Genomic DNA, 11,211 nt, shown 5'->3' with positions numbered 1-11,211 from the left:
CACCGCCCATAAGCCGGCTGCAGACCACCCATGGAGACGAACCGTACTGACAAAATCACTGCACCCTAAACACTGACAGATTCACTGCCCCTTGACATCGCCGCGGGCGCTACAGGCGTTCGTCGCGACCGTAATCGAACGCGCCGCCCTCGAACTCAATGACGTACCGCGCTGCCTCCTGCAGGCCCATGATCTTGGATGCGGGGCACTCGCTTTAGGCATACTGGGCATCAGGCCGGTAGGTGGACCAGGAGTGGCGAGCGCAGAGGCGCTCCTGCTGGTGGCGGGCGCAATCGTAGCGGGCGCGCTCGATGCACAGCGGCTTCACGTCGCAGAAGTCCGCCTGGATGGGCCTGCCGTTCTCGAACTCGGTGCGGTAGGACATCGTCTCCTCCTTGCCAGTGTGGACGATGACTACTTTCACACAGGCCTTGCCGTTCCGGCAATACCCGGCTATTATTAACGGGTGGCTCTTTGTCGGGGTGTAGCGCAGTTGGTAGCGCGCCACGTTCGGGTCGTGGAGGTCCCGGGTTCAAGTCCCGGCACCCCGATTTCTTCTCCTCCTCCGCAACGTACAGCCAGTCCTCACATCATTACCGGTAGACCATCACCCTCGCTTTGATCACTTAGCCACTCAAGGTGGCGGTGCACATTTCGTTTGTGGCCTTGGCCCCGGTCTGCCCGTCGTGAGCGACTGTCCCATTGCTTGATGGGCGCGCAAGGCAACGAGCACTCACTCTTTGTTCGTAACCTTCCACATCGCTTCGCGCAGCTGGGCCAGCGTGAACGGCTTAGGCACCACGAGGTCGGCCTGCGTGGGGCGCTGAGTGACTGCCTGGAGCATCTCACCGAAACCGGTGATCATGACTATGGGCTGATTGGGATCAATCTGCTTTATCGCCGACGCAAGCTCGTCCCCTGAAAGCTCCGACATTCCCATGTCGGTTATCACGATGTCGAAATGTCCGGCTTTGAACTTCTCCAGTGCTTCCATGCCGTTGGCCGCCAGCTCGTAAGTGTGCCTGTCGATAGTGAGGTACGCTGCAACAACCTCTCTCAGTATGTACTCATCGTCCACCACCAGGGCGTGCAGACGCCTTGTCGCGCCGTGGACCGCCGGCTGAAGCGCCGGGATTGCAGGCTCTGCTTGCAGCGGGAGACGGATCTGTATGGTCGTCCCCTTCCCCGGGGCGCTCTGTATATCGATTGTCCCATTGCGCCGCTGTACGACTGTATGAGCCACAGCAAGCCCCAGGCCAGTCCCTCGATTGCCCTTCGTTGTGAAGAGCGGCTCCATACATCGGCGCCGCACTTCGTCGGTCATCCCGGCCCCGGTGTTCTTAACGGCAACGGCGATGTGGTCTCCATCCTGTTTTGTAGATAGGACTATCGTCCCGCCATCCGGCATAGCATCGACCGCGTTAAAGACCATGTTTGTGAGCACATCGCGCAGCTCGCTCTCCAGACCATTGAGTGGCCTGAGTACCCCGAGATCGGTCAGGACCTCGATGTGTGCCCCGCGTGCCTGGGCCTCTTCCCTCCACTTCGGACGGGTAAGGACCACGACTTGCCGGACAAGGCCATTCACGTCGAAGGGCGCAAGATTCTCGTTCTCTTCTGACGGCTTGTAAAGCTCACGCAGCCGCACTACCGTGCTCGCCGCATTGCGGGCCGCGGAGTTGACCATCCGTAGCGACTCCAGGACCTTCTCCCTGTCGTCGAGTAGTTCGGAGTCGGTCAGCAGAAGCTCCGTGTAACCCAGGACCGGCATGAGGTTGTTATTGAAGTCATGAGCGATTCCGCCGGCCATTTTCCCAATTGCGCTGAGGCGCTCCTGTCGCATCAAACGGGACTGGGCGGTCCGCAGCTCGGCGATGGGCTGTTTGAGATCACGGTTGCTCTGAACGAGCGCGGTCTCTGCCTGGTGACGGGCAGAGACATCCACGGAAAGGATGAACACTCCTTCAGGGGCAGGCTGGATGCTTAGCTCGAACCACCCTTTGGCGCCGTCCGGGAAGGTGAATTCGTTGACCATGCGATGGGGCGTTCGGTCTGTCAGGCACCGTTTGAGGTGTGTAAAGAAGGGAGATGCATCGATACCGGGATAGACTTCCATCATCGTGTGGCCGATCAGCTCCTCCCTGGTCCGCCGCCCGTGTCGCGCGACCGCGTCATTGACGTACAGGTACCGGAAATCGAAGCCGATGATCTGGCAGCCTTCGAGGAGTTGATCGAGTGTCGCCTTGAATCGGGCCTGTGCAGCCGACCCGGCGCCTGCGGCTCTCGACGCTTGTGCGAGTTGGGACTCCAGCTGCGCTATTCTTTTTCGTGCTGTCGCGAGCTGATCGACGAGAGGGGAAGCTTCGGGGGAGGTATGCATTAGTCCCGCCACCTTGAGTTCCGGGGCCTGGTCGAGACTCCGGCCGGAGTGAGGCACTATCTTGTGAAGCCCTGCTGCTCAAACTAGTAGAGGGGCGATCGGCAGTGCGAGCGACATGGGCAACGCGAAACGATAGCACTACACTAGGTTTACGCCACTTCCATCGAAAACGTTACATTTCCGCTTGGGGCTTGGGCCGGAATGCACACCTTCTCTCGAGTTCGAGACCACGCGGCACCGCCCACAGTCTTGCGTCATGCGCGCCTGGGCAGGGCGGAGGGGCTGGTCCAGAGTAAATCAGCAACGGGTAGACGACTCCCTTGCCTGTCACTTGACAGCGCATTATCATGCGCTTGGCCTGCGCATCCCGAGGCATAGCCTGGTGTTCAACGGAGGACGGCCGTGAAAGACGTGCTCATAATCGCCGGCGGCCTGGACGCCCGGGACCGCATTATTAAATACGTAGCGGAGCGGGAGTGCGAGAGGATTGCCCGCAAGACGGTCCGCAGTCTCCAGCGCATGACAGACGGGATGCAATCGGGCGATGACAGCGGGCTGGCCAGCGTTTGGGATGAGATGTGCGTTCAGGTGCAGGGGGACCAGTCCGGCCTGTGGGACCATTACGTTGGCCTTGCCGGGAGTCTGATCGAGCAGGAGCTGCGCGCGCTCAAGTCCGAGCTGAATGACGCCGTCTGGCTTCAAACGCGCGAAGGTTCCGAGTGGGACCCCGAGGAAGACCCGGAGATCTCGTACAATACCGATTTGGTTGTGGACTATATACTCAACGACTTCGTCCTGGAGCTTGCGTCCAATTGGACCAACCGCCGCATTGAGAGATTTAATTCCCGGGGCTACGGCCTCGACTGACGCACCCGGGTCAGTGTCTCGCCTCGTGATTTTGCCGTGGAATGAAAAACCCGTCCAGGGGCCCGTTATGGCCTGGCGATGAAGGACCGCATAGAGATTGACGAAAGATCGAAATCGTCGTTGAAGTATTCGATCCGGTCGCCCTTGTCCTTTACGCCGAGGGTTTACATGAGCGGCAGCAGGTGGTCGATTGTTGGGTGGGCCATCTTCGCGGCCGCGCCCAGCTTGCTGAAGCCTATTACCCCTTCGTCGTTGCCCTCGTCGATAAAAGATGTAAGCCGGCTATCGAATTCCACGGCCCAGTCGTAAGGCGATTCCTCCCATCGCAACGCGCGAAGGTTGTGCACGAGGTTGCCGCTCCCGACGATCAGCACGCCCTTTTGCCTGAGCTTCTTCAGGTCCTGGGACAGCTCGTAGTGGTACTCGGGCGGCTTGGCGTAGTCCATGCTCAGCTGGTACACGGGGACATCGGCTTTGGGGAACATCTTGACGAGCACCGACCACGTCCCGTGGTCCAGGCCCCTCTGGTAGTCCGCCAGCACCTCAGCTTTTCTAACCAGCTCTATTGTCTTCTTCGCATAGTCGGGAGCGCCGGGGGCCGGGTACTCCAGATCAAAGAGCTCTTTAGGAAACCCGCCGAAGTCGTGGATAGTGCTGGGCATCTCAACCGCTGAGACTTTGGTATTCCCCGTCGTGAGCCAGTGAGCCTAGACGCAAAGAATCGCGCTGGGCCGGGGCAGGCCTGCGCCTACCCGCTCCCACGATCTTGAGAAGACGTTATCGGAAATGGCGTTCATTGGGTTGCCGTGACCCACAAACAGCACCGGCATCGGAACAGAGGCCGGGAGTCCGGCGAGCAGGTCGAAGCTCTCTCTGGTGCTCGTCATTTTGTATACCTCCAGTATTCCAGGACCACAGCAGCCGATAGTGAAAAGAAATAGACCGCGGCGTTAGAGGCAACGAGCGCGCTTACTTCGGGTCGGGACCCTTCGGAGCGTCTTGCCCTCCCGGCTCTGGCGAGGCATGTGGCTCCGACCCGTTCTCTTTCGACTGCGGCGCGCTATTCTGCACCTGCATTCCGCAGGAGCGGCATACAAGTGTCTTGCCCTTCTCGCGGGTCTTGAACTTCATTCCCCCGCAGATGGGGCAGCGCAGTGCGTTGGGGTCCTCCTTCGCCGCCTTCTGCGAGCTGCGCAGCACGCCCAGCGCCTCGTCCACTGCGGAGCTCCGCGCCGTCGCGTCCTCCTTAATTTCCTTCTTCGCCTTCTCCCACTCTTGCCATCGCGCCGGCATCGCATTGTCTCCGTCTTCGAGGTTGCTATACCGTCAAAGGGTACAACATTTCAAAGGTGGACATCGACGTATTGAAGCTGGATGTCTATCCAATTAGAATGGGACACATGTGCTAGAGGGCTTATCGAAATGGGGGTGCCTGTGGCTAGCGAGATGCAGCGAATAGAAGGCGAGATCGTCTTCTACACGACGCCCGAAGGTGCGGCAAAAGTAGAGGTCTTTTTTCAGGACGAGACCTTTTGGCTTAGCCAGCGTCGGATGGCGGAACTATTCAGTGTCGAAGTCCCCACGGTCAACTATCACCTTAAATAGATCTTTGATACCGGGGAGTTGTCGCAAGACGCAACTATTAGAAAATTTCTAATAGTTCAAAAAGAGGGCAGTCGAAATGTGAATCGGGAGATCGATTTCTACAACCTCGATGCGATCATCTCGGTAGGCTACCGGGTCAATAGCGTTCAGGCGACCCAGTTCCGAATCTGGGCTACGCAGACCCTTCGCGAGTTCTTCATCAAGGGCTTCGTCCTGGATGACGAGCGGCTCAAACAGGGGAAGCGTTTCGGGAAGGACTACTTCGACGAGCTTCTCGAGCGGATTCGCGAGATCACGGCCAGCGAGCGCCGGTTCTATCTGAAGATTACCGACATATACGAGCAGTGCAGCATCGACTATCGGAAAGACGCTGAGACCACCAAGACTTTCTTCAAAACGGTACAGAACAAGCTCCATTGGGCAGTGACCCGGAAAACAGCGGCGGAGCTAGTGGCGGAGCGCTCTGGGTCTGATAAACCCAACATGGGCTTAAAGACATGGAAGAACGCTCCCAATGGCAAGATATTGAAGTCGGACGTATCCGTTGCCAAGAACTACCTGATCGAGAAAGAGATTAAGGAGCTGGAACGGATTGTCTCCATGTACCTGGACTACGCAGAAAACCAGGCAGCCCGCCAGATTCCAATGAAGATGGCGGACTGGGCGCAGAGGCTGGACAGCTTCCTGCGATTCAACGAGTACGAAGTGCTGACGAACGCAGGCACGGTCTCTCACGAGGTCGCCAGACAACTGGCGGAAGGACACTACGAAAAGTTCCGAGTGGTCCAGGACAATACGTACGAGAGTGACTTCGAAAAGGCAGTCAAGCGGATCAACGCATCCCCGAAGGCATCTGGCCGTAAGAAAGCCCAGTAGCAGGACTCGGCAGCACCCATGCATGGCCTGTTCAATTGCATAATACAATTGAAAGGCCCCAGGATTTCATGGTCCAACGGAGTGTTCGCGGATGACGTTTCCCTTCCAGCAGGTTACTGAGCAGGAGGCCCGGCAGAAGAAGGGCCACATGCGCCGGTACCGCCAGATTGTGGATGTGCTGGGCAGGCACGGGCTGGGGTACGTGGCGGGTGGGTGGGTGGACCGCCTGGCGCCGTGGCGTTGGGGCCAGCCCCGCCGCGTGAGGGTGCACACGCGGCCGGAGCACGTGCGCCTTGCGCTGGAGGAGCTGGGGACGACGTTTGTGAAGCTGGGGCAGATCCTCTCCACGCGCGCCGACCTTTTGCCGCCGGAATACCTGGCGGAGCTATCCAGGCTGCAGGACAACGTGTCGCCGATCCCGTACCGCATGGTGGAGGATGCGATCGTCGCCGAGCTTGGCGGCAAGCCGTCTGCGCTCTTTGCCTCGTTCGACCCGAACCCGCTAACTTCAGCCTCCATTGGGCAGGCGCACCTTGCGACGCTGACGGACGGCGCCGAGGTGGTGGTGAAGGTGCGCAGGCCCGGCGTGGTGGTGCACGTGGACGAGGACCTGGACCTGCTACTGCGATTTGCGGACACGGCGGCCAGGCGCTTCATATGGGCGCGACAGAACGATATCCCCGGTCTGATGCGGGAGTTCGCAGAGGCGCTGCAGCTCGAAATGGATTATGTGCGCGAAGGGCAGAGCGCAGAGCATTTCGCGAAGTTCTTCGAGAACGACCCCACAGTGCACATCCCGAAGATCTACTGGGACCTGACGACATCGCGCGTTATCACGATGGAGCGGATCAAAGGGATCAAGGTGTTCGATGTGGGCCGTATTGAGACGGCCGGGATCGACAGGCGGAAGCTGGCGGAGAACGGCGTCAGGATCTGGCTCAGGATGGTGTTCGAGAGCGGGATGTTCCACGCGGACCCCCACCCCGGGAACCTGTTCATTGAAGAGGACGGCCGGATAGGGCTGATCGACTTCGGTATGGTGGGGGTTATGGATGACCTCACCCAGGACCGCCTTGTAGAGGTCCTGATCGCCGTCAGCAACAACGACATGGACCGCCTGGCGGACGCGCTGATGGAGGCTGGTGTGACGGGCAGCCCAACCTCACGGGATATCCTGCAGAGGGACCTGCGTTACCTGCTGGCGCGATACGCAGGCCGGAGCCTCGGTGAGATACACCTGGGCAGGGTGCTGTCCGAAGTCTTCACTGTGATCCGACGCAACCGGCTGCGCCTGCCTCCGAACATGTTCCTGCTCCTCAAGACGCTCGCAATGGCGGAGGGGATGGGCACCAGGATAGCCCCCGATTTCCAGATGCTGCCCGTGATAAAGCCTTACGCGCAGTCCGCCGTGACGCGCAGGCTCTCACCGATCTACTGGGGCAAGCGCTTTGCGCGGTCCAGCAACGACGCGGCGGAGCTTGCCGTGGAGCTTCCCCGGCACATGCGCCGCTTGCTGACTGCCCTTGAGCGCGGCAACATTGAAATCAAGGCCCACCCCTCCGGGCTGGACCCGACGATCAAGCGGCTTGAGAGGATGTTTAACCGTCTGGTGGTAGGAATTCTGACCGCGGCCTTCATTGTGGGCCTCTCTCAGCTCGTTGCCGCCTACACTCCTTTCCAGGACGTGCGCTGGGTCGGCGGCCTGCTGGGGCTGGGTGTGCTGGCCGCCCTGGGCATGGGCGTCTACCTGGCCGTGAGCATCCTGCGTTCGGGAGGAGGAACGGAGGAATAGTGAATTTAGAATAGTGAATAGTGAATTGAACAGCCGGATTGTCCCGGTCCGATAATTCACTATTCTAAATTCACTATTCAATCTCCCTGAACCCTTCCGGGTTGGCGCCCTCGGTGGCGCCTGAGGGCGAGACGCCGGCGGCCAGCTCTCCGACCCACTGGTCGAGGATGGTCTGGGGCATCGCCCCGACGTAGCGGCGCACGACGATTCCCTCCGCGTTGACGAAGAAGGTTACCGGCATGCCCACGACGCCATAGTCGATGGCCATGCGGCCCTGCGCGTCTCGGCCGTTGGGGTATGTTATGCCGAACTCCGCGATGTACGACCGGGCACTGCGATCAGCGTCCTGGATGTTGGGTCCCAGGAACACTACTCCGCGGTCGCGGTACTTCCGCCAGGTCTGCTCCAGCGCGCGCGCCTCGTCGCGGCAGGGGCCGCACCAGGAGGCCCAGAAGTTGATGACGAGCGGCTTGCCTCGGTAGTCGGCAAGCGTGGTCGTCGCTCCGTCGAACAAAGGCAGGGCGAAGTCAGGCGCGGGCTGGTTGACCCGTGTGAAGCCGCTCATGCCGGTGACGGGCGACTTGTTGGCTAGTCCCCAGGCGAGCAGGGCCATGAAGCCGAAGACGAGGAGTGCGCCCACGGTGACGATAGTTACGCGGATGGCGGGGGTCATGAGGACCTCGGGTGCGGGGTGCCGGGTACGGGGTACGGCAGAACAGCCGGAGAGCCTGTCGAAGCGCGTTGATTTGTGAGCGAGTTCATGGTTAGCGAAAGCTCATTGCAGTCTGTGGCAGGTCCCGCACCTCTACAAGGGACGCGGTGACCAGCAGGCGGTGGTCGTACACGTATTGCGGGAAGCAGGTCACCAGGGTGATGTCCTGCAAGCGTGAATCGGTCACAGTCAGCTTGTCCTTGTGCATGTACTCGGTCTTGTATACCTGGTACGTGTACAGCCTGTTGCCGGCCACAAGCTGTACCTCAAACTTCTCACCCGTCTTCTCCTGCTGGGCCTTGTAGAACTTCTGGGCAAGCTCCGGCAGACGCTGGAAAACGTTGCCCTCATTGTATACGGGGCTCTCCAGGTGGCCGAAGTACCACCCCTGGCCCACATCGGCAGGGGCCGCCGTAGTTGGAATGTGGCCGACTATGAATTTGGGGTTCTCCCACGCCGCACTGCCGCCGGACCAGACCACCTCAAGCTCCTTGACGGCTGTGTCCAGATTCACGGCCGGGATCATCATTCGGGTGGCGAAGACGTGCTGCGTGGGAGGCGGGACGCTGGCGTTCATGCGGTCCCCGCTGGTCTGAAGCTGTTCAGGCTTCGGCTCCACCACAACGGTAATGCCTTCTGCCGTGGGTATTACGGTTGGCGCAGGGGTGGATAAAGCTGTGGGCGCGGCGGTTGGCTCCGGCACGGCGGCTGGCGTGGCGGGCGGGCGCGTTGCAGAGGCAGACGGCGTTGCGGCAGGGGCCGGGCCTGTTGCGGTCGGCGTCGATGCAGGCGGTGCGGTCGGGACGGCTGTAGGGACGGCCGTCGGCGCACTGGTAGCGCTTGCCTGCGGGATGGGTGTTGCCGGGGCGGATGTGGGAGTGAACGCCGCCGCGACGGCCGTGGGACCGCCCGGGCGTTCCGTCTCCGCGTTGAGCTCTCTATCGCCCTTTGCGTTGGCAAAAGCGCCGTACGCGTAGTATGCGCCCGAGAGCACCAGGAGGGTCGCTCCTATGCCCAGCAGCGCAATTCCGATTGTTCGTGCGTTCATCAATTCACCTTCGTCACATTGTAGCAGTTAGATACGGCAGTCGGCAGTCGGCAGTCGGCAGTCAGCAGTCGGCCAGACTGAAAGGCAGGTGTTGGGTGTTAGGTGTTAGATTCGAGCCAACACCCAACACCTGTTAGCCAACACCTGTATTCTGCCTGGCCGACTGCTCACTGCCCACTGCCCACTGCCCACTGCTATAATGATTCCGCAATCTGTAGAACGCTGCAAAGGTTTAAATGGCTAAAGTCAGGGTAATGTACTGGAAGGAGGTCCCCGTCCAGGTCCAGGCGGAGGACGACGCCGGGAGGGTATCCCGGCCGCTGGACGACCGTTTCCAGCAGGGCGCGGACGCCGTTTCCATGATGGACGGCAGCTACGGCAGCGACGACTACCTGAACGCCTGGGGCTGGGGCGAGTACCGCGATGTGCCGGGCTCCGCGGCAGAGGCCGTGACGGCGGTGGCGGATCAGTTCAACACGGGCTTCCCGGAGGACTTTGTCGCTCGCGTCCGGGACCTGCACAGGGCGGGCAAGCGCGACGTAAAGCCGGGGGCGATAGACCACTGGATGGCCGGCGAGAGCAGGTAGTTGGAAGTTAGAAGTTGGTAGTTGGTCAAGAAGATCACAGACGGACAGAGAGAAGACCTGAATAGATGACACAGACTGAGACGAGGAAGACGGCTTTTCTGGAAAGACTGAAGCGCGGCGACGTTGTAGTGTCGGACGGCGCTACGGGCACGTACCTGCAGGCGAGAGGCCTGGAGCCGGGCGGGTGCCCGGAGGAGCTGAACGCCAGCCAGCCTGAGCTGGTGCGGCGGATGTCGGCGGACTACTATAACGCCGGCTCGGAGATATCGCTGACCAACTCATTCGGCGGCAGCAAGTTCATACTGAAGAAGTACGGTCACGGCGACCGCGTGCGGGAGCTTAACCGCCTGGCGGCATCTCATGCCCGATCGGTGGCATCGCGCGGCCACTACGTCTTCGGCTCCGTTGGCCCCACGGGCGAGTTCCTGGAGCCGCTGGGCGCGGTGAGCGAGTCCGAAATGTACGATTCGTTCACCGAGCAGGTGAAGGCGCTGGAAGAGGGCGGCGCCGACGGCGTGTGCATCGAGACGATGACCGCCTTGGAGGAGGCGTCGCTGGCGGTGAAGGCCGCGAAGGAGAACACGCAGCTCGCGGTCATTACGACGATGACGTTCGATAAGGGCGCGCGCGGCTGGTTCACAATGATGGGCGTTACCCCGGAGCGGGCAGTGAAGCACCTGCGGGACGTCGGCGCAGACGTGGTCGGAGCGAACTGCGGCAACGGCGTGGAGGCGATGATTGAGCTTTCCGGTATAATGCGCAAGGCTACGGACGGCTACCTGATCGTCCACTCCAACGCGGGCATACCTGCCATTCGAAAGGGGCAGATCGTCTACCCCGAGACGCCGGAGTGGATGGCGCAGAAGTTAATTCAGATAGCAGAAATTGGAACAAACATAGTGGGCGGGTGCTGCGGCACCACTCCAAGGCACATACAGGCGTTCTGCGACGCTATAAGGGCGAAGGAGGAGGGCCGATAGCGAGGCAGGTGGTCGTTGGCAGTTAGCAGTTGGTCAACAGCCGAACAGCCACCGGATCCCTGCCTCCCAACCCCCAACAGGGGTACGGGGTACGGTAAACGCCTGAGCAGCCAGCCCTCACCCTTCGGGCCAGAGCGCCCGAAGGCCTCTCCCTCGGGAGACCTTTGCATAACCCGAGGTAGAGGCGATAATCATACCTGTGCGAGGAAGATATAGCAAAATGGAGTGAGCCATGCGCCGCAATATGGGAAACCCGTCCATGATCGAAGCGTTCCTTCCCGAGCAGGTTGGGCGTAACGAGCGATTGGAGAGGATAGCCCAAGTTGTGGACTGGGAAAAGATGGGAAAGCTGGTGTCAGATATC

General features: G+C 60.5%; 10 protein-coding genes, 1 tRNA gene and 2 pseudogenes. 7 read left to right on the top strand and 6 right to left on the bottom strand.

Annotated features, from left to right (window positions below; translation table 11 throughout):
* Nucleotides 1-214: 214 nt before the first annotated feature.
* Nucleotides 215-508: a hypothetical protein gene (locus FJ319_13700; GenBank protein ID MBM3935323.1), complete on the bottom strand. Its 294-nt coding sequence runs from the start codon at nucleotides 506-508 to the stop codon at nucleotides 215-217.
* Between FJ319_13700 and FJ319_13695 the strand changes: the two genes are divergently transcribed.
* A tRNA-Pro gene (locus tag FJ319_13695) sits at nucleotides 479-551 on the top strand. The two genes, FJ319_13700 and FJ319_13695, sit on opposite strands and share 30 nt — an antisense overlap.
* A 182-nt stretch (nucleotides 552-733) precedes the next feature.
* Here FJ319_13695 and FJ319_13690 read toward each other — a convergent pair.
* A complete protein-coding gene (locus FJ319_13690; protein ID MBM3935322.1) occupies nucleotides 734-2,380 on the bottom strand; it encodes a response regulator in 1,647 nt (548 codons plus the stop codon).
* A 402-nt stretch (nucleotides 2,381-2,782) separates the two neighbouring features.
* On the opposite strand from FJ319_13690, the gene FJ319_13685 reads away from it, so the two are divergent.
* Nucleotides 2,783-3,247, top strand: a complete 465-nt coding sequence (locus tag FJ319_13685) for a hypothetical protein (GenBank protein MBM3935321.1) — start codon at nucleotides 2,783-2,785, stop codon at nucleotides 3,245-3,247.
* Nucleotides 3,248-3,312: 65 nt separating this feature from the next.
* Here FJ319_13685 and ygiD read toward each other — a convergent pair.
* Together ygiD and FJ319_13675 are read right to left on the bottom strand one after the other, a co-directional pair.
* A pseudogene (gene ygiD / locus FJ319_13680) lies at nucleotides 3,313-4,134 on the bottom strand (4,5-DOPA dioxygenase extradiol).
* A gap of 82 nt (nucleotides 4,135-4,216) precedes the next feature.
* Nucleotides 4,217-4,540 (bottom strand): hypothetical protein, encoded by a 324-nt coding sequence (locus tag FJ319_13675; GenBank protein MBM3935320.1) that lies wholly within the window; start codon nucleotides 4,538-4,540, stop codon nucleotides 4,217-4,219.
* A 153-nt stretch (nucleotides 4,541-4,693) separates the two neighbouring features.
* On the opposite strand from FJ319_13675, the pseudogene FJ319_13670 reads away from it, so the two are divergent.
* Together FJ319_13670 and FJ319_13665 are read left to right on the top strand one after the other, a co-directional pair.
* Nucleotides 4,694-5,728, top strand: a pseudogene (locus FJ319_13670) (virulence RhuM family protein).
* A gap of 91 nt (nucleotides 5,729-5,819) precedes the next feature.
* Nucleotides 5,820-7,520 (top strand): AarF/ABC1/UbiB kinase family protein, encoded by a 1,701-nt coding sequence (locus FJ319_13665; GenBank protein ID MBM3935319.1) that lies wholly within the window; start codon nucleotides 5,820-5,822, stop codon nucleotides 7,518-7,520.
* 73 nt (nucleotides 7,521-7,593) lie between these two features.
* Here FJ319_13665 and FJ319_13660 read toward each other — a convergent pair whose 3' ends face one another.
* Both FJ319_13660 and FJ319_13655 read right to left on the bottom strand, forming a co-directional pair.
* The gene (locus tag FJ319_13660) at nucleotides 7,594-8,193 is read right to left on the bottom strand and encodes a TlpA family protein disulfide reductase (protein MBM3935318.1); all 600 of its coding nucleotides are present in this window, start codon (nucleotides 8,191-8,193) and stop codon (nucleotides 7,594-7,596) included.
* Between the two features lie 91 nt (nucleotides 8,194-8,284).
* Nucleotides 8,285-9,280 (bottom strand): sortase, encoded by a 996-nt coding sequence (locus FJ319_13655; protein ID MBM3935317.1) that lies wholly within the window; start codon nucleotides 9,278-9,280, stop codon nucleotides 8,285-8,287.
* A gap of 236 nt (nucleotides 9,281-9,516) precedes the next feature.
* On the opposite strand from FJ319_13655, the gene FJ319_13650 reads away from it, so the two are divergent.
* The 3 genes from FJ319_13650 to FJ319_13640 form a co-directional block, all read left to right on the top strand.
* Nucleotides 9,517-9,867: a hypothetical protein gene (locus FJ319_13650; GenBank protein ID MBM3935316.1), complete on the top strand. Its 351-nt coding sequence runs from the start codon at nucleotides 9,517-9,519 to the stop codon at nucleotides 9,865-9,867.
* A 65-nt stretch (nucleotides 9,868-9,932) separates the two neighbouring features.
* Nucleotides 9,933-10,847: a methionine synthase gene (locus FJ319_13645; GenBank protein ID MBM3935315.1), complete on the top strand. Its 915-nt coding sequence runs from the start codon at nucleotides 9,933-9,935 to the stop codon at nucleotides 10,845-10,847.
* A gap of 232 nt (nucleotides 10,848-11,079) precedes the next feature.
* A partial coding sequence (locus tag FJ319_13640) for an IS5/IS1182 family transposase (GenBank protein ID MBM3935314.1) occupies nucleotides 11,080-11,211 on the top strand: 132 nt, incomplete at its 3' end.

This window comes from SAR202 cluster bacterium (assembly GCA_016872355.1).
GTDB lineage: Bacteria > Chloroflexota > Dehalococcoidia > Lucifugimonadales > VGZY01 > VGZY01.
The sequence above is the reverse complement of the archived record's forward strand: the minus strand, read 5'-3'. Positions and strand labels throughout refer to the sequence as shown.